The organism is Acidimicrobiia bacterium (assembly GCA_035948415.1).
Taxonomy (GTDB): domain Bacteria; phylum Actinomycetota; class Acidimicrobiia; order IMCC26256; family PALSA-555; genus PALSA-555.
Genome location: DASZJD010000039.1, coordinates 55,232 through 76,083, shown reverse-complemented (window position 1 = coordinate 76,083; position 20,852 = coordinate 55,232). Strand labels below are relative to the sequence as shown.

Here is a 20,852-nt window from a genome sequence, read left to right as displayed (position 1 = left end):
CCTCGGTGTGGATCGCGTACGCGAAGTCGACCGGCGTGGCGCCGGTCGGCAGCGTCACGACCTTGCCCTTCGGCGTGAACACGAAGACCTCGTCCTGCTGGAGGTCGATCTTCAAGGTCTCCATGAACTCGGTCGGGTCCGACGTGTCCTGCTGCCAGTCGACCATCCGCTGCAGCCACGCCAGGTCCTCGGCCGGCGAGTGCTCCTTGTAGCCCCAGTGGGCGGCGATCCCGAACTCGGCCCGCCGGTGCATCTCCTTGGTGCGGATCTGGACCTCGACCGGCTTGCCGCCGGGGCCGACCACCGTCGTGTGCAGCGACTGGTAGAGGTTGAACTTGGGCATGGCGATGTAGTCCTTGAACCGCCCCTGCACCGGTGCCCAGAGGGCGTGGATCGACCCGAGCGCGCCGTAGCAGTCCTTCACCGAGTCGACGATGACGCGCACGCCGACCAGGTCCTGCACCTCGTCGAACTCCTTGCCCTTCACGACCATCTTCTCGTAGATGGACCAGTAGTGCTTCCGGCGGCCCTGCACGACGGCCTCGATATGGAGCTCGGCCAGTCGCTCGCGCAGCTCCGCGAGCACCCGCGCCAGCTCCTCCTCTCGCGCCGGCGCCCGGCTCGCGACCATCTGCTCGATCTCGGCGTACCGCTTCCGGTGGAGGACCTCGAAGGCCAGGTCCTCGAGCTGCCACTTCAGCTCCTGGATGCCGAGCCGGTGCGCGAGGGGCGCGTAGATGTCGAGCGTCTCCTGGGCGATGCGCCGCTGCTTCGGCTCCGGCAGCGACGCGATCGTGCGCATGTTGTGGAGCCGGTCCGCGAGCTTGATGAGCAGCACCCGGATGTCGCTCGCCATCGCGACGAGCATCTTCCGCAGGGTGGCAGCCTGCTGGGCCTCGCGGGAGTCGAACTGGAGCCGGTCCAGCTTCGTGACGCCGTCGACGATGGCGGCGAGCTCGCCGCCGAAGCGGGCCTCGATGTCGGCGACCGTGACCGCCGTGTCCTCGACCGCGTCATGCAGGAGCGCGCCGGCGACGGTGATGTCGTCGAGCCCGAGCTGGGCGATCACCATCGCCACGCCGAGGGGGTGCTCGAGGTACGGCCCCCCGGAGCGGCGCACCTGGTCGGCGTGCGCGGCCCGAGCCACGTCGAAGGCCCGCTCGATGAGCGTGGTGTCGGCCCGGCGGTGACGGGCCTGGAACTCGGCCAGGAGCGGCGCGAGGTCGACGGCGACCTGGTGCCGCCGCCAGGGCCGGGGCAGCCCCGACCGACGGTCGGGTCGGTCGGGTCGGACGTCGAGCGTGCTCATGTCCCCCCTCATCGTAGGGCCCGCCCGTGGTCCCGGGGCGCCCGGCCCGGGGACCGTTCGGGCCGTCCGGGTCCCGGCCCCGGCCGTCACCCGAGCGGGGGGCCCGGCGGCGGCACCGGGGCCGGCGGCGGCGCGGCCGACGCCGCGACTCGGGCCGCGAGCGCGCGGGCGACCTGCTCGCGCTCGGCCGACGATCGGCCGGCGAGGTCGACGTCGACGATCACGAGGCCGGCGGGGGTCAGCTGGATCAGCACCCGGTCCTGGCTCCAGCGACCCCCGGCGGCCCGCTCGTGGAGCCGGCGGGCCACGGCGGCCGGCCCCGCCGCCTCCAGGAGTCCCTCGCCCTCGGGGACGAAGATGATGAGGATCCGGCTGGTCCCGTCGCTGAAGGCGCGGACGGCCGCCCCGACCGGCACCCGCGACGGCGCGAAGCCGGCGATGGACTCGGGGGCGACCTCGGCCAGCGCCAGCCCGGCGCACGCGTCGACGGCGGCGGCGTCGACCGGGACCGGGCGGGGCGCCGTCCCGCCCGTCGGGGTCGCGGCCCCGTCCACCCCGCCACCGGGGGGCTCCTCGAGGATGCTGATCGCGGTGACATGCCGGAGGTGCGGGGTGAGCGTGACCCGGACCGTGGCGCCACGCGTCGGCAGCGCGAGGTCGCCGGGGTGCCAGGCCTGGACGTGGTCGACGTGGCCGGGGTCGACGGCGAACCAGCGGCCGGCCCCGACGACCTTCACGACCGGGCCCTCCACGGTCCGCACGCGGCCGAGATCGGCGGCGCCGCGGCCCAGGCGGACCAGGCCGTCCGCGACCCGGGCCAGGAGGCCGATGCCGACGACCCCGAACCCGACGAAGAACGCGGCGACGACCGCGACGACGGCGGCGCTGCTGAGGTGGGCCGGGTCGATCGCGTCGCGGCCGGCGGTCCAGACCCGGTCGGCGATGAAGGGAAGGAGCGCGAACGCCAGCCCGCCCCAGAACACCACTCGGACCAGGCCCCCGAGCAGCACCGGCAGCGGGCGCTGGCCGTACCCGAAGCGGCGGGGGTACTCGACGTGGACCTGGTGCCAGTCGCCGCCGGCGCGGCTCCAGGCCGTGGCTCGATCCTCGCCGGCGAGCGGGATCGCGGCGGCGGTCGCGCGCGACACGCCGAGCGCGGTGCCGTAGGCCAGGAGCCGGTCCCAGACCGCCACCGCGGCGGGCGGGGCGTCGGCGAAGGCCGGGTCACGCCGGAGGTACCGCTTGACGCCGAGCCAGCGGGCCGCCGCGCTGGTCCCGCTCGACGAGTAGCGGACCGACCGGAACGTGGCGATCACGCCCAGCACCACCAGCCACGCGCCGACGGCGACGACGAACCAGTCCTCGCGGGGGAAGCGGCGCGTCGACGAGCCGGCGCGGGTGGCGCCCTCGACGCCGGCGACGTCGAGGCCCGCGGCGACGAGCGCGAGCGCCGCCCCTGCGAGGACGGCGAACAGCGCCCAGTCGAGCCGAGACCATCGTCCGCGCAGCAGCCCGCGTGCCTTCGCCTCGGCGACGACACCCTTGCGGAAGCGGTCGTGCCACGCATCGACCTGGCCCTCGTCGAGCTGGACGGCCTCGAGCGGCGCCGAGCCGCCCGTCGCCCGGGCGCGGACGAGCTGGAGGACCTGCTCCTCGTACTTCGTCAGCGGACCCGCCCCCGGCGCCGACCGCAGGCGCACCACGCACCGTCCGGGCCCAGCCTCGAACAGCTCGAGGAACCGGCGGGCCGCCAGGTCGACGAGGGTCGACGCCGCGGCCACGCGCGTGACGGTGCAACGGTTCACGAGCAGGTTCGCCACCGCCGGGGTCTCGTCACCGAGCTCCGCCGTCTCGGGACCGGGGGTCGGCAACGCCGGGAAGGTGGCCGCGTACCGGACCACGAACACGATCGCCAGCGCGACACCGGCGGCCCCGCCGGCCACGAGCAGCGTGACCGCGGCCCCGTCGAAGTGGGCCGCCGCCAGCACGCGGCGCACAGTAGGCCGTTCGCCACGAAGCCGGTTCGGTCGCGGGTCCGCGTCGAGGCCGGGGCGGCGCGCAACGGCCGGCGCCGCGAGGCGCGCCGGCGTCAGGGCGTCGGCGGGGAGCCGTCCGGCCCGGCGGGTGAGCACGGGCCGGACGCTCGGCGGCTCAGCGTCGCTTCCGTCGGCGCTGCTGCCGCGGCCGCGGCGCGACGGCGCCGGGGCGTGGGGACGGCGCCGACGACACCGACGGCACCGCCGGCTCGGGCGGCGGGCCTGGCCGGGCCGCCTCCTCGGCGCGATCCGTGCTCGGCGCCCCGACGACGGCGGGCGCGGGGACGTCCCGGGTCCGGCGCGTCTGCTGCACCGAGGACCGCTGGCGGACGGCGCGGTACCGCGGCTCTCGCTCCTTCAGCCAGGCCACGATCGGGGTCGCCACGAAGATCGACGAGTACGCGCCCGTCGTGAGCCCGACGAACAGGGCCAGGGCGAAGTCCTTCAGCGTCGTGGCCCCGAAGAGGCCGCTGCCGACGAACACGAGCGAGGCCACCGGGATCACCGCCACCAGCGACGTGTTGATCGAGCGCATCAGGACCTGGTTCAGGGACCGGTTGACCATGGTCGAGTAGTTCGGGAACCGCTCGGTGCCGACCGCGGGGGTGTTCTCGGAGACCTTGTCGAACACGACCACGGTGTCGTAGAGGGAGTAGCCGAGGATGGTGAGGAACGCGATGACGGTCGCGGGGACGACCTGGAATCCCGTCACCGCGTACACCCCCGTCGTGACCAGGATGTCGTGGATCACGGCGATGATCGCCGCCAGCGCCATGCGCCACTCGAACCGCAGCGTGAGGTACCCGGCGATGAGGAAGAAGAACACGATGAGCGCCACGAGCGCCTTGTTCGTGACCGTGTCGCCCCAGGTCGCGCTCACCTCCACTGCGTTCGTCACCGGCCCGTAGCGCTGGAGCGCGCCGCGGATCCGGTCGCGGGTGGCGGCGCTCACCGTCGGGGCCTGCACCACGACCGAGTTGGTGCCGTTGGCGACGTTCTGCTGGATCGAGATCTTGGCGTCCGCCTGGCCGACGTTCCGCAGCACGTCCCGCACCGTGTTCACCGACGGGGCCGGCCCCTTGACCGAGACGGTGTACGAGAGGCCGCCGGTGAAGTCGATCCCCAGGTTCAGGCCGCGGATGGCCAGGCCGCCGATGGCGATGAGCAGCACCGTGCCCGACAGCAGCGCCCACCGCCAGGACCGGTCGATGAAGTTGTAGTTCGTGCGCTCGTGGAACAGGTCGCTGAGCGCGCGCCGCGGTCCCCGGGCCGGCGCCGGGGGCGTCACGCCGTCACCGCCGGCGCGTCGAGCCCGGCGGCGATCCCGACGTTGCGCATGCGGACGAGCTCCGGCCGCCGGGCCAGCATCGACACCAGTGGGTGCATGAAGAAGTAGGAAACCGCCAGGTCGAGCAGGGTGGCGATCCCGAGGAACAGGGCGAAGCCCTTCACCGAGCCGATCGCGAGGGCGTAGAGGGCCACGGCGCCGAGCAACGAGACGAAGTCGGCGGCGAAGATCGTGCGGAACGAGCGGGCGAAGCCGCGGTCGACCGACGATCGCACCGTCCGGCCCGTGCGCACCTCGTCCTTCAGGCGCTCGAAGTACACGACGTACGAGTCCACGGTGATCCCGATCGACACCACGATCCCCGTCACGCCGGACAGCGTGAGGGCCAGATGGATCGAGGGCCCGATCCCCGACACGATCGCGTACAGCAGCGCGCCGCTCATGGCGAGCCCGAGGAACACGACCAGCCCGAGCAGCCGGTAGTAGACGAGCATGTAGAGGGCGACGAGGACCAAGCCGATGATGCCGGCGGCGATCCCGGCGTTCAGCTGGTCGTTCCCGAGCGTCGGCGAGACGTCCTGGGTGTTGATCCGCCGCAGCGGGACCGGGAGCGCGCCGTAGTTGATGACCTTGGCCAGGTCCGACGCCTGGCTGGGCGTGAAGTTGCCCGTGATCTGCACCGGTCCGCTGAACGACGAGGCCTGGAAGGCCGGGGCCGAGTACACGAGCGCGTCGAGGGCGATCGCGACCTCGTTGCGCGGGGCGGACTGCGGGAAGGACGCGGCGGCGAGGTCGTTGAACTTCTTGAGCCCCGAGCTCTTGAGGGTCATGTTGACGGCGTAGCCCTGGCCCTGCGCGAAGCTCGAGCTCGCGCTCGCGACGTCGCCGCCGGTGAGGCCGGCGGGCACGCCGAGGCCCGGCTTGGCCGTCACCGGGCCGAGCAGCAGCCGCGTCTTGCTGTTCCGGACCGGCAGGACGACGCACGCGCCCCTGGCGTCGTTGGCCAGCGGCGTCGTCGGGACCTCGGCGCCGGCGCTGACCAGGGTCGAGATCTGCGTGGCGTCGCACGCCGCCACGGCGCGCTCGGCGGTCTGGCGCGTCGCCGCGGTGGTGGTGGACGTCGTGCCCCTCGGGGCCAGCGCCGCCGTCGCCGGCACGGTCGCGAGCACGGGCCGGAACCGCAGCTGCGCCGTCTGCCCGACCAGGCGCAGCGCCTGCGCCCGATCCTTCACGCCGGGAAGCTCGACCACGAGGTCGTTGCCCTGCCGGCTGATGTCGGGCTCGGCCACGCCGAAGGAGTTCACCCGCTGGTTGATGATGTTGAGGTTCTCGTCGAGGGCGGCCGACGTGAACTTCCCGACCGGGGCCAGCGTCACCGAGATGCCGCCCTTGAGGTCGAGGCCCAGGACCGGCGCGTTGCCGGACAGGATCGTGGCGGTCAGGGCCACGATCACCACGACGATCGTGCCGATGAGGTAGGCCTGGAGCCGGCGCACGGTCAGCCCGGGGCGGCGTCGTCGGCCGGCGGCCCACCAGCGGGGTGCGGCCCGGTCCGGCGGGCGATGGCGCCGCGGGCGACGCGGAGGACCACGCCCGGGGCGACCTCGAGCTCGGCCACCTCCTCGTCGAGCGACCGGATGGTCCCGAGGATCCCGCCCGTGGTGACGACCTCGTCGCCCGGCGACAGGCTCGCCACGAGGGCCCGGTGCGACGCCATCTGCCGGCGCTGCGGCCGCACGACCAGGAAGAAGAACGCGGCGACCAGGATGACGAGGTAGACGACGACGAGGCTCATGGGCTGCTGCCGGACACGGCGCGCCGATCGTAGCGGAGGCCCTTCGCGCCTCCCTCGTCAGCTCTCGAAGAGGCTCGGGCTCACGTTGGCGGGGACGCCGATCCCGAGGTGGACGTAGGCCGCCGGTGTGGCGACGCGCCCGCGCGGGGTGCGGAGGATCAGGCCCTGCTTCAGGAGGAACGGCTCGTACACGTCCTCGACGGTGTCCGGAGCCTCGGCGACGCTGACCGCGAGGGTGTTGAGGCCGACCGGTTGACCGGCGAACCGCTCGCAGAGCGTCGCGAGGATGTCCCGGTCCACCTTGTCGAGGCCGAGGGCGTCGATCTCGAAGAGCGCGAGCGCGGCGTCGGCGACGGCGCCGTCCACGTGGCCGTCGGCCCGCACCTCGGCATAGTCGCGCACCCGCTTCAGGAGCCGGTTCGCGATCCGGGGCGTGCCGCGGGCGCGCCCTGCGAGCTCCGCCGCGGCGTCGGAGGCGAGCGACACGCCGAGGATGCGCGCCGACCGCTCGAGGATGACGACCAGGTCCTCGGGGTCGTAGTAGTCGAGGCGCGCCACGAACCCGAACCGGTCTCGGAGCGGGTCGGTGATCATGCCGCTCCGAGTCGTCGCGCCGACGAGCGTGAACCGCGGCAGGTCGAGCCGGATGGACTGCGCCGACGGGCCCCGCCCGAGGACGATGTCCAGCGCGAAGTCCTCCATCGCCGGGTAGAGCACCTCCTCGACGGCGCGAGGAAGGCGGTGCATCTCGTCGATGAACAGGACGTCGCCGTCGTCGAGGTTCGAGAGGATCGCGGCGAGGTCCCCGGCCCGCTCGAGGGCGGGGCCGCTGGTGATGCGCAGGCCGACGTCGAGCTCGACGGCGACGATCCCGGCCAGCGTGGTCTTCCCGACGCCGGGCGGTCCCGCCAGGAGCAGGTGGTCGGCGGCCTGCCGTCGGCGCCGGGCCGCGCCGAGCAGGATCTCGAGGTGCTCCTTCAGGCGGGGCTGCCCGACGAAGTCGGCGAGCCGCCGCGGCCGCAGGGTGGTCTCCTCGGCCCGCTCCCCCGGGTCGGCGTCCGGCTTCAAGAGCTCTTCGCGCATCGATCGCTCACACGCGGGCGCCGGCGATGCGACGCAGCGCGTCCCGCAGGAGCTGCTCCACCGGGCCGTCGTCGGAGAGCCCGACCACCGCGTCCCGGACCTCGTCCGGGCCGTAGCCGAGCTCGGCCAGCGCCTCACGCACCTGCCGTCGGCCGCTCGCCTCGGCTCCGTCTTCGAGAACCACGACGCCCGGAACCTCGAGGCGGGCCTTGAGCTCGAGCAGGAGCCGCTGGGCCGTGCGCTTCCCCACCCCCGGCACGAGCGTGAGCGCGTCGACGTCGTCGTCGGCGAGGACGCGGCGCAGCGCGGCGGGCCCGTGCACCGAGCAGATCGCCAATGCCAGCTTCGGGCCCACGCCGGTGGCGCCGATGAGCACCTCGAAGGTGTCGCGCTCCTCCCGGGTCGGGAAGCCATAGAGGACGAGCGCGTCCTCGCGCACGTGGAGGTGGGTGAAGAGGAAGGCCGGCTCCCCGGGCACCAGCGCCGCGAGCGTCGGGACGAGGACGCGGTAGCCGACGCCGCCGACCTCGACGACCACCTCGCCGCTGAGCGAGCGCTCGAGGACGGTGCCGCGCAGCGAGCCGATCACGACGACGGTCCCGCGGCCACGGCCCGGCTCACGCGCTCGCGCAGGGGCGCCCGCCAGAGGTGGCAGACCGCCAGGGCCAAGGCGTCGGCGGCGTCGGGGGGAGGTGCCTCGGCCAGCCGCAGCAGCCGCCGCGTCATGTCCTGGACCTGGGCCTTCGCCGCGCCGCCGTCGCCGGCGACGGCGAGCTTCACCTCGTTCGGGCTGTAGTGGGTGACGGGCACCCCGGCCCGAGCGGCGACGGCCAGCGCGATGCCGCTCGCCTGGCCCACCGAGATGGCGGTGCGCACGTTGGCCTGGAACAAGACCCGTTCGACCGCGAGGGCGCACGGCCGCAGCTCGCGCAGGAAGACGTCGAGCTCCGCCTCGAGGGTCGCGAGCCGGTCCGGCAACGGCGCCGTCGGCTCGGTGCGGAGGACGCCGCAGGCCACCGCCGTGAGCGCCCGCTCGTGGCGGCGGACCGCGCCGTAGCCGCAGCAGGAGAGCCCAGGGTCGATGCCGAGCACCGGCCCGCGCGCGTCGAACACATATTCGATGCTAGGGGTGGGCCGGACCGCGGTGGCGGACCCCTCAGCGAGCGACGAGCCAGATCACGACGCCCACGACGATGACCGCCGCGGCCACGGGGACGAGCCGCTTGGCCACGGCGCCGCCGGCCGCCCGCATGAGGTCGACCGCCTCGGCCGCGGGGGCGTCGACGGCTCGGGCCCCGGTCGGGGCCGCGGCGGGCGGGGTCGGCGTCGGCGCCGGCCCATCCGGGCTCTCGGCCGCGAGGACGGTGGTGCCGAGGCAGTCCACGAACTGGCCGAGCAGCTTGGTCGAGACGTCCGCCATCACGCCCCGGCCGAACTGGGCCACCTTGCCGGTGACACTCAGGTCGGTGTCGACCCGGACTCGGGTCCCGTCGCCGTCCGGGGCGAGCGTGGCGGTGATCGTTGCCGACGCGTTGCCCTGGCCGCGCGTGTCCCGTCCCTCGGCGTGGAGCACGACGCGGTGCGTCGCCGGGTCCGATTCGACGACGCGGGCGACACCCCGGTATTGCGCGGTGATCGGGCCCACCTTCACCTTCACGGTGCCGCGGTACTCGTCGCCCTCGACCTCCTGGAGCTGGGCGCCGGGCATGCACGGGGCGATGCGCTCGATGTCGAGCAGCACGAGCCACGCCGTGTCGAGCCCGGCGTCGACCCGGAAGTCGTGGTCGAGCTTCATGCTGACCTCCCCTCGAGAGCGCGCAGGTCTTCGAGCGTATCGACGTCGGCCGGGTCACCCGTGCCGGTGCAGTCGACCTCCGTCACCTCGTGGGTGGCCATGAGCGCCCGAGCACCGACGTCGCCGCGCAGCGCGCCGGCCGCCGGCCACAGCGACCGGTCCAGGAGCACCGGGTTGCCGCGCTCCCCCGCGTACGTGGCCACCGCGAGGCGTGCGCCGCGGGCGTGCGCGGCCGCGAGTCGCCGGTAGGCGTCCGGGCCGACGAGGGGCTGGTCGGCCAGCCCGACGCACAGCGCCGGCACGGAGGTTCCGGCGAGCGCGTCCAGCGCGGCGCGCAGCGAGTGCGCGATGCCGAGGCGCCAGCCCCGCGATCGGACGACGGCGACGCCGGGCGGCGCGGCGCGACCCACCGCTCGGCCGGCCCGGCCCACGACGAGCAGCACCGGCGCCGCGCCCGCGGCCGTCGCGGCGTCGATGGCCCACCGGACGAGGGGTCGCCCGTCGAGGGTCAGGAGCGGCTTCGGCGTGCGGCCGGCGAGCCGGGAGCCGCGCCCGGCGGCCAGGATCGCCGCCGCCGTCCCGGGGAGCGGCCCGTCGGTCAGGCGCGCGCCTCGGTGAGCGCCCGGCGGACGAGGACGCGGGCGAGGTGCGCCCGGTACTCCGGGGAGGCGTTGAGGTCGCTCGGGGGGTCCGTGCCGTCGGCGGCGTGCTCGGCGGCCTCCCCCACCGACGCGCCGCCCGCGAGCGCGGCCTCGACGCCGGTGGCGCGCAGGGGCGTGCCGCCCATGTTCACCAGCGCGACCCGGGCGGCGCCGTTCACGACGGCCACGGCGCCGACGGTCGCCCAGTCCTGGGCTCGCCGGTTGAACTTCTGGTACGAGAAGCCTCCGGCCCCGGTCTTCGGCACCCGGACCTCGGTGAGCAGCTCGTCGGGGGCGAGCGCGGTCTCGAGGAAGCCGAGGAAGAAGTCGGCGACGGCGACCGTGCGCTCACCGTCGGGGCCGCGGGCCACGAGCGTGGCGTCGAGGGCGAGCAGGGCGGCGGGCAGGTCCGAGGCCGGGTCGCCGTGGGCGACCGACCCGCCGAGCGTGCCGCGGTGCCGGACCTGGTTGTCGCCGACCTGCGCCGCGACGGCGCGGAGCACGCCGCACTGCGCGGCGAGCAGGTCGCTCGTCTCGAGGTCGCGGTGGCGGGTGAGCGCGCCGACGGCGATGTGGTCGCCGGCGTCGCGGATGAAGGCGAGGTCGGGGATCCGGGCCGCGTCGACGAGCACCGACGGGGTGGCGAGCCGCAGCTTCATGAGCGGCAGCAGGGACATGCCGCCGGCCAGGACCTTGGCCTCGTCGCCGTGCTCGGCGAGCGCGCCGACTACCTCGTCGGCCGTGCCGGCGCGCACGTACTCGAACGGGGCCGGGATCACGCCCGCTCCCCCACGGCCAGCACGGCGGCCACGATGTTGTGGTAGCCGGTGCAGCGACAGAGGTTGCCCTCGAGACCGAGGCGGACGTCGCGCTCGGTCGGGTTCGGGATCTCGTCGAGGAGCGAGACCGCCGCCATCACCATGCCGGCGGTGCAGAACCCGCACTGGAGGGCGTGGTGCTCCTGGAACGCTCGCTGCACCGGGTGCAGCGCATCACCGTCCGCGAGCCCCTCGATGGTGGTGACGCTCGTCCCGTCGGCTTGGACCGCCAGCATGGTGCAGGACTTCACCGACTCGCCGTCGACGAGGACGGTGCAGGCGCCGCAGGACGACGTGTCGCAGCCGATCTTGGTGCCGGTCAGCCGGCACTCGTCCCGCAGGAACTGGACCAGCAGCGTGCGAGCCTCGACGTCGTGGGTCCGCGTCTGGCCGTTGACGGTGATCGAGACTTCCACTGCTCCCCCGGGTGTGCGCGCGGCGAAATCTAGCCTCACCCGGACCGGGTGGGCCCGGCGTGCGTCACCGCGATTCGCAGCAGCACTCGCTGCTCGCGCTGCATCGCGGCGCGGTACGCGTCCCAGTCGGGGTGCTCGCCGGCGATCCGGCGGTAGTAGTCGACGAGGGGCTCCATCGCCGCCGGCAGCGAGACGACCGTCGCGGTCCCGTCGAGCTGCGCCCACGCGCCGAAGAAGGCGTCCGAGAGCACGCAGAGCGACACCGAAGGCTCGCGGCGCACGTTGTGCGTCTTCATCGCGGTCTCCCGCGTGCTGACGACGACGTGGTCGTCGTCGTCCACCGCCGCGACGACGGGCGACAGCTGGGGGCGACCGTCGGCCCGGCCGGTGGCGAGCACGGCCCGGTGGTTGGCCCGCACGAAGTCGAGCGCCTCGGGGAGGTCCATCAGGACATCCCGGCCAGGATGCGGGTCAGCTGCTCCGGGCGCTTGAAGATGGCCCGGACCGTGCCGCTGTAGCGCCAACGGACCACGCCGCCAGTATCGATCAGGAAGATCGACCGGCGCACGCCCACGACGGGCGCGCCCACGCCGTAGGCGTGGATCGCGACCCGGTCCGGGTCGGCGAGCAGCGCGAACCCGAAGCCCTCCTGGGCGGCCCACCGCTCGTGGCTGTCCACGTCCTGGGGGGAGACGGCGAGCACGACCGCACCCGCCCGCTCGAACGCGGCGAAGTCGTCGCGGTACGAGCGCAGCTGCCGCGTTCAGCCGGGGGTGAAGTCGCCGGGGTAGAACGCGAGCACGACCTTGCGGCCCCGGTACTCGGAGAGCGTGAACTCGCGCCGAGCGCCGGCCTCGACGCCGGGGAGCCGGAAGTCGGGAGCGGCCTCGCCGACCTTGGGTCTCATGCCATCACCGCCTGGAGCACGTCGTCGGGGATGTCGAAGTTGGCGTTCACCGTCTGCACGTCGTCCTGCTCCTCGAGGGCGTCGATCACCCGCAGGACGGACCGGGCTCCGGCCTCGTCGGTGAGCGGGACCGTCGTGGTGGGGAGCATCAGCAGGTCGGCGCTCGTGACCGGGATGCCGGCGGCGTCGAGCCCGTCCCGAACCCGATGCAGGTCGGCGGGCCCGGTCGTCACCTGCCAGGTGTCGCCCTGGTCGACGATGTCCTCGGCGCCGGCGTCGAGGGCGGCCAGCATGAGGTCGTCCTCGCTGGCGGCCGCCTTCTCGAGGACGATCACGCCCTTGCGCTCGAACTGCCACGACACCGCGCCGGGCTCGGCGAGCGAGCCGCCGAGGCGGGTGAACACGTTCTTGACCTCGGCGCCGGTGCGGTTGCGGTTGGCGGTGAGGCACTCGACGAGCACGGCGACGCCGTTCGGCGCGTAGCCCTCGTAGGTGCACTGCTCGTAGCGGACGCCCTCGAGCTGGCCGGTGCCGCGCTTGATCGCCCGGTCGATCGTGTCGACCGGCACCGACGCGTCGCGCGCCTTGCCGACCATCGTGCGCAGCGTCGGGTTGGCGTCCGGGTCGGCCCCGCCCTCCCGGGCGGCGACCTCGATCTGGCGGATGAGCTTGGCGAACAGCTTCCCGCGCGCGCTGTCGGCCGCGCCCTTCTTGTGCTTGATCGAGTGCCACTTCGAATGTCCGCTCATCGCACCCCCTTCATCGGGTGTCGGTCGGGTGGAGGAACCGCTCGTGGACGCGCAGGTCGCCGGCCAGCTCGGGATGGAAGGTCGCGCCCCACACCGGGCCGCGGCGAACGAGCACCGGGTGGTCGCCGTGGCGGGCGAGCACCTCCACGCCGGCGCCCACCTCCTCGAGCACCGGCGCGCGGATGAACACGCCGGGGAACGGTCGGCCGCCGACGCCCGCCACGTCCAGGTCGGCCTCGAAGGACTCGAGCTGGGTGCCGTAGCCGTTGCGGCGCACGGTGACGTCGAGGGCGCCGAGCGTCGGCTGGTCCGGTCGGCCGTCCAGGACCCGGGTGGCGAGCAGGATCACGCCGGCGCAGGTGCCGAGGACGGGCATCCCGTCGGCGATCCGCTCCCGGAGCGGGTCGAGCAGCCCCGACGTAGCGAGCAGCCGGCCGATCGTCGTCGACTCCCCGCCGGGCAGGATCAGCGCGTCGAGGGGCGCCAGCGCCGCCACCGAGCGGACCTCGTGGGCCTCGACGCCGAGGGCGTCGAGGGTCTCACGATGCTCGCGGAACGCCCCCTGGAGGGCGAGGACGCCGACCTTCATGGCCTGGGGGGCGCGCGGCGGTGCGCACGCTTACCAGCCCCGCTCGGCGAGCTTCACGTCGAGCGTCGCGATCTCGTCGCCGCGCATCGGCTCGCCGAGGCCACGGGACACCTTGGCCAGGATGGCGGGGTCGGCGTAGTGGGTGGTGGCCTCGACCACGGCCTTGGCGCGGGCGGCCGGGTCGGCGCTCTTGAAGATCCCGCTGCCGACGAACACGGCCTGCGCGCCGAGCTGCATCACGAGCGCGGCGTCGGCCGGCGTGGCGATCCCGCCGGCGCAGAAGAGCGGCACGGGGAGCTCGCCGCGGGTGGCGACCTCGAGGACGAGCTCGACCGGCGCCCGCAGGTCCTTGGCCGCGGCGTACCGCTCGGCCTCGTCGGCCACGGTCAGCTGGCGGACGGCGCCGAGGATCGACCGGAGGTGGCGCACCGCCTCGACGATGTTGCCGGTGCCGGCCTCGCCCTTCGACCGGATGAGCGCCGCGCCCTCGCCGACGCGGCGCAGCGCCTCGCCGAGGCTGGTGGCGCCGCACACGAACGGGACCGTGAACGGCCACTTGTCGACGTGGTGGGCCTCGTCGGCGGGGGTGAGGACCTCGCTCTCGTCGACGTAGTCGACGCCGAGGGCCTCGAGCACCTGGGCCTCGGCGAAGTGGCCGATCCGGCACTTCGCCATCACCGGGATCGTGACCGCGGCCTGGATGGCCTCGATCATGGCGGGATCGCTCATGCGGGCGACGCCGCCGTCCCGACGGATGTCGGCCGGCACCCGCTCGAGGGCCATGACGGCGACGGCGCCGGCGTCCTCGGCCACCCGGGCCTGCTCGGCGGTCACGACGTCCATGATCACGCCCCCGCGCAGCATCTCGGCCAGCCCCCGCTTCACGCGGGCGGTGCCCACCGCTCGAGCGGCGCGCGGTTCGGTCATCGCCGCCAGTCTACCGGGGGCCTCGCCGAATCGACCGGGGGAAGGCGCGCCGCCCCGGGCCGTCGCGACGACGAGCGGGGCGTCACATCGACTCGAGGACCTTGATGCGCTGGTCGAGCGGCGGCTGGAGGTCGGAGGCCCGGGTTCGTCGTGAGCCCGGCTCGGGACCGCGCTCGACGGGCGCCTCGATCCACATCGGGGCGGTGGCTCGCGACGCGTGCCGCACCACCGCCGGGTCCGCCCGGAGCTTCCGCAGGGCCGAGGCCAGCCCCGGCGGGTACCGGGTGAGCTGCACGCCGGCGGCGTCGGCGTGGAGCTCCCGGTCCGGGCTCGTCGCGAGCTGCAGGAGCGGCCACCCGACCGGGGCCAGCAGCACCGCCAGCGGCCCGATCGCGACGACCGCCACCGTCGACGGCAGGACGTCGTAGCTCTTGATGTGGCACAGCTCGTGGGCGACGACGCCCTCGAGCTCGACCCGGTTCAGCTTCTCGAGCAGGCCCGTCGTCACCGCCAGGGCGGCGTGCTTGGGGTTGCGGCCGGTGGTGAACGCGTTCGGCGCCTCGTCGTCGACGACGTACAGGCGGGGCTTCGGGAGCCCGGCGGCGATGCAGAGGCCCTCGACGACGTTGTGGTAGCGCTCGACGCTCGGGCCGTCGGCGGGACGGGCCCGCGCCAGCGCCAGCGTCACCGCGTCCGACCGCGCGTAGGCGAAGCCGGCCAGGCCCGCGACCAGCACCACCACGACGACGACGCCGACGAGGCCGAGCCCGGCGGCCAGGACCACGGCCGCGCCGATCAGCACGATGACCGCCGCGAACGCGGCCAGGATGGCGGCGGCCCGCCACTGGTTGCGTCGGCTCTCGCGGTGGAAGTCCGGGCGCGCCGTCGGCTGCGGGGCGCGCGTGCTCATCGGGGCCGCCTCGGTGGCGTGGCGGTCAGAACTGCACCTTGACCGGGCCGGTCGCCTCCGGGTCGCCCTCGAAGTACTGACGCTTCTCGAAGCTGAAGGTGCTCGCGAGCAGGTTGCGGGGGAACACCTGGATCTTGTTGTTGTAGTTGAGGACGGCGTCGTTGTAGAACTGCCGGGCGTAGGCGATGCGGTCCTCGGTCGACGTCAGCTCCTCCTGGAGCTGGAGGAAGTTCTGGTTCGCCTTCAGGTCCGGGTACTGCTCCGCCACCGCGAACAGGCTTTTCAAGGCCCCGCTCAGCACGTTCTCGGCTTGGGCCTGCTGGGCGAGGTCGCCGCCCTGCTGGGCGTTGATGGCGTTGCTGCGCGCGTTCGTCACCGCCTCGAGGGTCTGACGCTCGTGGGCGGCGTAGCCCTTGACCGTCTCGACGAGGTTCGGGATCAGGTCGTACCGACGCTTCAGCTGCACGTCGATCTGCGACCAGGCGTTGTCGACCCGGTTCCGGGTCCGGACCAGGCCGTTGTAGAAGAGCGCCACCCCGAGGAGCAGCACCACGACGATGGCGATGACGACGATGACTGCGACCACGGCCACCTACCTCTCGATCGGCTCCGCAGTCTAGGAGGCGGCCGTCGAAGCCCCTCCGCACCCGCAGCCCGGCCACGGGGCCGGACGCGCTCGCGGGCGTCAGGCCGGGACCGAGGTGGGCGCCCGCCGCGCCAGGGCGGTCTCGTAGCGCTCGACGAACCGCTCGGCGAGGCCGCCGATCGAGAACTCGTCGGCCCGAGCCCGGCCCCCCTCGGCGAGCGCGGCCCGCTCCTCGGGGTGGTCGAGGAGCCGCCGCACCGCGGCGCACAGCGCGGCGGGGTCGTCGGGCGGCACCAGGACGGCCTCGCGTCCGTCCCGAGCGACGTGCCGGTAGCCCGTGAGGTCGGAGGCGACGACCGCGGTGCGCGCGGCCATGGCCTCGAGCAGGACCACGCCGAAGGACTCCCCCTCGACCGAGGGGAAGCAGGCGACGGTGGCCCCGCGGAGGCGGCGCGCCTTCTCCCGCTCCGAGATCGGCCCCAGCCACACCACGTCGGGCCCGGCCTGGGCGCGCAGCGTCGCCGTCTCGGGGCCCTCCCCCGCCACCCACAGGACGGCGTCGCGCTCGAGCCCACGGAACGCCTCGAGCAGCACGCCGAGCCCCTTCCGGCGCTCGTGCCGTCCGACGAAGCACACCGAGGGCCGGTCGGAGGGCCAGGGCTCGGCGCTGGCGAACATCCCGACGTCCACCCCGTTGGGGAGGATCTCGCACGGGACGCCGAAGGACGTCTCGACGTTCCGCTGGGCCTCCTCGGACACCGCGGTGCGGACGTCGAGGCGGCCCACCATCTTGCGGAGCGGGAGCCGGAACGCGTCGTACCAGGCGTTCCGACCGCCGAAGGCGGCGTGGAAGGTGCCGACGGCCGGGATGTCGGTCCCGACCAGGGCGGCGTGGTTGATGCCGGGCGACAGCGGCTCGTGGAGGTGCAGCACGTCGGGCTCGAGGACCCGCAACGCCTCCAGGAACCGCCGGGCCGCCGCCTTCGACGTCGTGATCGGCGCGATCGAGCCGTTCGACGGGTAGCGGACGCTCGGCCCCACGCTCGTCACGCCGGGGAAGGGCGGCGGCCCGTCGGTGGGAGCGACGACGCGGGCGTCGACGCCCCGGGCCCGGAGCGCCAGGGCGAGGCCGAGGACCTGGAGCTGCACGCCGCCGTACAGCGACAGCGAGTACGGGGAGCTCAGCACGACCCGCAGCGGGCGGGTGCCGCTCATGACCGGTCGACCGCGTCCGACGGCCAGTTCGGCTGCATCAGCAGCCACTGGTCGGGCGCGGCCCGGATCAACTCCTCGAACCGGTGGGCCAGCTGCTGGGTCACTCGGGCGACATCGTCGCGCACGCGCGCCTCGCGCCTCGTGGCCAGCGGCTCGAGGATGTGGGCCTCGTGGCCCCGCCGGGGCCGGAAGTAGCAGCCGACCGGGAGCAGCGGCGCCCCGGTCCGCAGCGCGAGCGCGGCCGGACCCCCCGGGAGCCGGGTCCGCTCCCCGAAGAAGTCGACGGGGACGCCGTCGCCGCTGATGTCCCGGTCGCAGACGAGGGCCACGACGCGGCCGGCGTGGAGGTCGCGCAGCAGCGCGGCGCCGGAGTCGGGGCCGAGCGCGACCACCCGCATGCCGAGGCGCTCCCGGGTGGCGACGAACCAGTCGAAGAGCTCGGGCGGCTCGACGGGCTCCGCCACGACGGTGAGCTCGTAGCCCTCGCTCACCAGCCACGCCCCGGCCAGGTCCCAGTTCCCGAGGTGCGGGAGGGCCATGACCACCCCCCGCCCGAGGGCGGCGGCGGCGGCCACGTGCTCCTTGCCCTCGCAGGCGAACCCGGCGACGAGCGCGGCCGGGTCGGAGACCGAGAGGCGGAAGAGCTCGTGGAAGTAGCGGCCGTAGTGGTCGAAGACCGAGGCCACCGCCCGGCGTCGCGCCGCCGGGTCCAGCGGCGCCGGCGCCACCCGGTCGAGGTTCCGGGCGACCTGCCGCCGCCGGGCCGGGTTGGCGGCTTGGTACACCCAGGCGGTCGAGCGCGCCAGCAGTTCGCCGAGCGCGGGCGGGACGACCCGCGCGACGTCAGCGGCGACCCGATACCCGGCGTATACGGCGCGGGCGCGTGCGCCGGGCACGGAAGCTGCGGAAGCGGGGCGACCACCGCGGGTCGGGGTTCACCGAGCTCGGCGTGGGGTGCGGTGACTGCGCCGAGGTCGCCTGGCGCCACACCATGACGAAGCGGTGGAGCGCGGTGAGGCTCGTGAGGGCGAGCATGAGCCAGAGCACGGGGACGAGCACGTTGAAGGCCAGCCCGACGCCGAGGAGCACGAGCCGCTCGGCCCGCTCCATCACCCCGCCGCGGGCGCTCAGCCCGAGCGCCTCGGCCTTGGCCCGCTCGTAGGAGACGAGCATCGACACGGCCAGCACCGCGAGCGCCAGGACCGCCAGCTCGCCGCCGCCTCCGGTGAGGTGCCAGGCCACGCCTCCGAGGAGGAGGGCGTCGGCGACGCGGTCGCAGACCGAATCGAAGAAGGCGCCCCGGCGGCCGGCGGTGCCGCTCTGACGGGCGACGGACCCGTCGAGCACGTCGGGGAGGCCGGTGAGCACGAGCCCGAACACGGCCAGGACGAGGTTCCCGTTGGCGATGAGCGCGGCGGTACCGGCGGCGGCGACGAGCCCGAGGATCGTGAGCCCGTCGGCCGAAAGCCCGAACACGTGCAGGGCCCGGCCCACGGGCTCCAGGGCACGCTCAGCCTTGGCGCGCCATCGTCGGTCGAGCATGGCTTCGGGGTCCCTCCGGGCTCGGAGGCCGGGGCCGGTCGCCGGGGCGGAGGCCGAGCCGGCGCGCGACCCGCGCGAACTCCTCGGAGGGTACCAGCAGCGCCCTTCCCCGGCGCGTCCGAGCGTGGGCCGCCGATACGATCCGCCCGACGGCACGAGCTGAAGGGGGTGGCAGGGATGAGGCCGGTTCCGTCGTCCATGATCCGCAACGTGGCCCTGGTCGGCCACGGCGGGGCGGGCAAGACGACGGTGACCGAGGCGCTCCTCTTCCTGGCCGGCGCCATCAACCGGATGGGGCGGGTCGAGGACGGGACCACGGTCACCGACTTCGACCCCGAGGAGCACAAGCGGACGATCTCGGTCTCCCTCGCCGTGGCTCCCTTCGAGTGGGAGGACCACAAGGTCAACGTCCTCGACGCGCCCGGGTACGCCGACTTCGTCAGCGACGTCGCCGCCGCCCTCCGGGTCGCCGACCTGGCGGTGTTCGTCGTCTCGGCGGTCGAGGGCGTCGAGGTCCAGACCGACGCGGCCTGGCGGCTGGCCGCAGCCCGCGGGATGCCCCGGGCCATCTTCGTGAACAAGCTCGACCGGGAGCGCGCCTCGTTCAGCCGCACCCTCGACGAGCTGAAGGCGCGCTTCGGAGCCGGGGTCGCGCCCCTCGAGCTCCCGCTCGGCGAGGAGGCGGCGTTCTCGGGCGTCGTCGACCTGCTGACCGACGAGGCGGTCCGCTACAACGGCGCCACCGGTCGCGGCACGGCCGGACCCGTCCCCGACGACATGGCCACCGAGGAGCACTCCGTCCACGACGCGCTCGTCGAGGGCATCGTGGTCGCCGACGACGACCTCATGGAGCGGTACCTCGGCGACGAAACGATCCAGGTCACCGAGCTCGAGGCGGCCCTGGCCAAAGGCATCGCCGAAGCCACCGTGTTCCCGGTGCTGTGTGGGAGCGCCACGAAGCTCATCGGCATCGACCGGCTCGCGCACTTCATCGTGGAGGAGGGACCGGCGCCGGCCGTCGGCGAGGGGCCACCCGCCGCCTTCGTGTTCAAGACCGTGGTCGACCCGTACGTCGGCCGCGTGAACCTGTTCCGGGTCCTGCAGGGGACGATCGAATCGGACGCCACGCTGGTCAACGACCGCTCGGTCGCCGAGGAGCGCCTCCACCAGCTCGTCACGCTGCGGGGCAAGGACCAGGAGCCGTTGAAGGCCGCGGTCGCCGGGGACCTCGCCGCCGTCGCCAAGCTCAGCGACACGGCCACGGGCGACGTGCTCGGCGCCCGCGGCGCCGAGCTGGACGTCGAGCGGCTCGAGCGTCCGCAGCCGGTGCTGCCCGTGGCGATCCGGGCCAAGTCGAAGGGCGACGAGGACAAGCTCGCCAACGCGCTCCGGCGCCTCCAGGACGAGGACCCGGCCATCCGGGTGGAGCGCAACGGCGAGACCCACCAGACGCTCCTGTGGGGCATGGGCGAGACCCACCTCGGCATCGCCCTCGAGCGCCTCCAACGCAAGTTCGGGGTGGCGGTCGAGACCGACGACGTGAAGGTCGCCTACCGGGAGACGATCACGGGCACCGCCGAGGCCGAGGGGAAGTACAAGAAGCAGACCGGCGGCCACGGCCAGTTCGGGGTGGCGTTCCTGCGGGTCGAGCCCCGGGAGCGAGGCTCCGGGTTCGAGTTCACCGACGCCATCGTCGGCGGTGCCATCCCCCGACAGTTCATCCCCGCGGTCGAGAAGGGCGTCGTCGAGACGATGCACTCCGGGGGCGTCTACGGCTACCCGGTCGTCGACGTCGGCGTCACCTGCTTCGACGGCAAGTACCACTCGGTCGACTCGTCCGAGATGAGCTTCAAGATGGCCGGCTCCCTCGGCTTCAAGGAGGCGATGGCCAAGGCCAGCCCGATCCTCCTGGAGCCGATCAGCGAGCTGGTCGTGACGGCCCCCGAGGACGCCCAGGGCGACATCATGGGCGACCTCAACTCGAAGCGCGGGCGCATCCAGGGGTCCGGCAGCATCGGGAACGGAGAGGTGGAGATCGTCGCCCTCGTCCCGACCTCGGAGGTGCTGCGCTACGCGATCGACCTGCGGTCGGTCACGGCCGGACGCGGCCGCTTCACGATGCGCCACTCCCACTACGACCCCGTGCCGTCGCAGCTGGCCGCCAAGGTCGCCGTGGCGTCGTAGCGAGCCTCGGCGCCGCGCGCCGGCCGGGGTGGCCCGCGTGTCCCGCCGCGGCCCCGCCCCGC

23 protein-coding genes are annotated in these 20,852 nt (G+C 74.2%); 1 reads left to right on the top strand and 22 read right to left on the bottom strand.

The genetic code is table 11. The features are described from left to right. The 22 genes from VG869_06170 to VG869_06065 form a co-directional block, all read right to left on the bottom strand. The coding region (locus tag VG869_06170; GenBank protein HEV3450776.1) for a RelA/SpoT family protein at positions 1-1,309 on the bottom strand (1,309 nt) is incomplete at its 3' end. A gap of 86 nt (positions 1,310-1,395) precedes the next feature. Beyond that, a complete protein-coding gene (locus tag VG869_06165; protein ID HEV3450775.1) occupies positions 1,396-3,297 on the bottom strand; it encodes a hypothetical protein in 1,902 nt (633 codons plus the stop codon). Between the two features lie 163 nt (positions 3,298-3,460). After that, positions 3,461-4,633, bottom strand: coding sequence for a protein translocase subunit SecF (gene secF, locus VG869_06160; protein ID HEV3450774.1), 1,173 nt, complete (start codon positions 4,631-4,633; stop codon positions 3,461-3,463). After that, positions 4,630-6,129, bottom strand: a complete 1,500-nt coding sequence (gene secD, locus VG869_06155) for a protein translocase subunit SecD (GenBank protein ID HEV3450773.1) — start codon at positions 6,127-6,129, stop codon at positions 4,630-4,632. Before secD ends, secF begins: the two co-directional genes overlap by 4 nt. A 2-nt stretch (positions 6,130-6,131) precedes the next feature. Beyond that, the gene (yajC, locus tag VG869_06150) at positions 6,132-6,428 is read right to left on the bottom strand and encodes a preprotein translocase subunit YajC (protein ID HEV3450772.1); all 297 of its coding nucleotides are present in this window, start codon (positions 6,426-6,428) and stop codon (positions 6,132-6,134) included. A gap of 57 nt (positions 6,429-6,485) precedes the next feature. Further along, complete coding sequence (ruvB, locus tag VG869_06145) at positions 6,486-7,511, bottom strand: Holliday junction branch migration DNA helicase RuvB (GenBank protein HEV3450771.1); 1,026 nt, start codon at positions 7,509-7,511, stop codon at positions 6,486-6,488. A gap of 7 nt (positions 7,512-7,518) precedes the next feature. Further along, entirely contained in the window at positions 7,519-8,100 is a 582-nt protein-coding gene (gene ruvA, locus VG869_06140; GenBank protein HEV3450770.1) for a Holliday junction branch migration protein RuvA, read from the bottom strand. Then, a complete protein-coding gene (ruvC, locus tag VG869_06135) occupies positions 8,097-8,624 on the bottom strand; it encodes a crossover junction endodeoxyribonuclease RuvC (GenBank protein ID HEV3450769.1) in 528 nt (175 codons plus the stop codon). Before ruvC ends, ruvA begins: the two co-directional genes overlap by 4 nt. Positions 8,625-8,667: 43 nt before the next feature. Further along, positions 8,668-9,306: an SRPBCC family protein gene (locus VG869_06130; protein ID HEV3450768.1), complete on the bottom strand. Its 639-nt coding sequence runs from the start codon at positions 9,304-9,306 to the stop codon at positions 8,668-8,670. Then, positions 9,303-9,869 carry a nucleotidyltransferase family protein gene (locus VG869_06125; protein ID HEV3450767.1) on the bottom strand — a complete coding sequence of 189 codons (567 nt, stop codon included), beginning with the start codon at positions 9,867-9,869 and terminating at the stop codon, positions 9,303-9,305. The genes VG869_06130 and VG869_06125 overlap by 4 nt, the downstream gene beginning before the upstream one ends. 35 nt (positions 9,870-9,904) lie before the next feature. Next, positions 9,905-10,726, bottom strand: a complete 822-nt coding sequence (locus VG869_06120) for a xanthine dehydrogenase family protein subunit M (GenBank protein ID HEV3450766.1) — start codon at positions 10,724-10,726, stop codon at positions 9,905-9,907. Beyond that, positions 10,723-11,181, bottom strand: a complete 459-nt coding sequence (locus tag VG869_06115) for a (2Fe-2S)-binding protein (GenBank protein ID HEV3450765.1) — start codon at positions 11,179-11,181, stop codon at positions 10,723-10,725. Before VG869_06115 ends, VG869_06120 begins: the two co-directional genes overlap by 4 nt. Positions 11,182-11,216: 35 nt before the next feature. Further along, a complete protein-coding gene (locus VG869_06110; GenBank protein HEV3450764.1) occupies positions 11,217-11,627 on the bottom strand; it encodes a PPOX class F420-dependent oxidoreductase in 411 nt (136 codons plus the stop codon). Then, on the bottom strand, positions 11,627-12,088 hold the full coding sequence (locus VG869_06105; GenBank protein ID HEV3450763.1) for a peroxiredoxin: 462 nt from the start codon (positions 12,086-12,088) through the stop codon (positions 11,627-11,629). The genes VG869_06110 and VG869_06105 overlap by 1 nt, the downstream gene beginning before the upstream one ends. Continuing rightward, a complete protein-coding gene (locus tag VG869_06100; GenBank protein ID HEV3450762.1) occupies positions 12,085-12,837 on the bottom strand; it encodes a YebC/PmpR family DNA-binding transcriptional regulator in 753 nt (250 codons plus the stop codon). Before VG869_06100 ends, VG869_06105 begins: the two co-directional genes overlap by 4 nt. A 10-nt stretch (positions 12,838-12,847) precedes the next feature. After that, positions 12,848-13,426, bottom strand: a complete 579-nt coding sequence (gene pdxT, locus VG869_06095; protein HEV3450761.1) for a pyridoxal 5'-phosphate synthase glutaminase subunit PdxT — start codon at positions 13,424-13,426, stop codon at positions 12,848-12,850. Between the two features lie 30 nt (positions 13,427-13,456). Next, positions 13,457-14,353 carry a pyridoxal 5'-phosphate synthase lyase subunit PdxS gene (gene pdxS / locus VG869_06090; GenBank protein ID HEV3450760.1) on the bottom strand — a complete coding sequence of 299 codons (897 nt, stop codon included), beginning with the start codon at positions 14,351-14,353 and terminating at the stop codon, positions 13,457-13,459. A gap of 82 nt (positions 14,354-14,435) precedes the next feature. Further along, positions 14,436-15,263: a M48 family metalloprotease gene (locus VG869_06085; protein ID HEV3450759.1), complete on the bottom strand. Its 828-nt coding sequence runs from the start codon at positions 15,261-15,263 to the stop codon at positions 14,436-14,438. A 25-nt stretch (positions 15,264-15,288) separates the two neighbouring features. Beyond that, the gene (locus tag VG869_06080; protein HEV3450758.1) at positions 15,289-15,849 is read right to left on the bottom strand and encodes a LemA family protein; all 561 of its coding nucleotides are present in this window, start codon (positions 15,847-15,849) and stop codon (positions 15,289-15,291) included. Between the two features lie 99 nt (positions 15,850-15,948). Next, positions 15,949-17,064: a glycosyltransferase family 4 protein gene (locus tag VG869_06075; GenBank protein ID HEV3450757.1), complete on the bottom strand. Its 1,116-nt coding sequence runs from the start codon at positions 17,062-17,064 to the stop codon at positions 15,949-15,951. Next, a complete protein-coding gene (locus VG869_06070; GenBank protein ID HEV3450756.1) occupies positions 17,061-17,960 on the bottom strand; it encodes a phosphatidylinositol mannoside acyltransferase in 900 nt (299 codons plus the stop codon). Before VG869_06070 ends, VG869_06075 begins: the two co-directional genes overlap by 4 nt. Beyond that, positions 17,908-18,606: a CDP-alcohol phosphatidyltransferase family protein gene (locus VG869_06065; protein HEV3450755.1), complete on the bottom strand. Its 699-nt coding sequence runs from the start codon at positions 18,604-18,606 to the stop codon at positions 17,908-17,910. Before VG869_06065 ends, VG869_06070 begins: the two co-directional genes overlap by 53 nt. A gap of 177 nt (positions 18,607-18,783) precedes the next feature. Here VG869_06065 and fusA point away from each other — a divergent pair, with 177 nt between their 5' ends. Further along, entirely contained in the window at positions 18,784-20,790 is a 2,007-nt protein-coding gene (gene fusA / locus VG869_06060) for an elongation factor G (GenBank protein ID HEV3450754.1), read from the top strand. Positions 20,791-20,852 lie beyond the last annotated feature (62 nt).

Coding starts and splice junctions, on each gene's coding strand:
- ruvB (HEV3450771.1), bottom strand. CDS start 7,511: ATGCGCGAAGAGCTCTTGAAGCCGGACGCCGACCCGGGGGAGCGGGCC.
- VG869_06075 (HEV3450757.1), bottom strand. CDS start 17,064: ATGAGCGGCACCCGCCCGCTGCGGGTCGTGCTGAGCTCCCCGTACTCG.
- pdxT (HEV3450761.1), bottom strand. CDS start 13,426: ATGAAGGTCGGCGTCCTCGCCCTCCAGGGGGCGTTCCGCGAGCATCGT.
- VG869_06100 (HEV3450762.1), bottom strand. CDS start 12,837: ATGAGCGGACATTCGAAGTGGCACTCGATCAAGCACAAGAAGGGCGCG.
- yajC (HEV3450772.1), bottom strand. CDS start 6,428: ATGAGCCTCGTCGTCGTCTACCTCGTCATCCTGGTCGCCGCGTTCTTC.
- VG869_06110 (HEV3450764.1), bottom strand. CDS start 11,627: ATGGACCTCCCCGAGGCGCTCGACTTCGTGCGGGCCAACCACCGGGCC.
- VG869_06065 (HEV3450755.1), bottom strand. CDS start 18,606: ATGCTCGACCGACGATGGCGCGCCAAGGCTGAGCGTGCCCTGGAGCCC.
- VG869_06130 (HEV3450768.1), bottom strand. CDS start 9,306: ATGAAGCTCGACCACGACTTCCGGGTCGACGCCGGGCTCGACACGGCG.
- VG869_06085 (HEV3450759.1), bottom strand. CDS start 15,263: ATGAGCACGCGCGCCCCGCAGCCGACGGCGCGCCCGGACTTCCACCGC.
- fusA (HEV3450754.1), top strand. CDS start 18,784: ATGAGGCCGGTTCCGTCGTCCATGATCCGCAACGTGGCCCTGGTCGGC.
- pdxS (HEV3450760.1), bottom strand. CDS start 14,353: ATGACCGAACCGCGCGCCGCTCGAGCGGTGGGCACCGCCCGCGTGAAG.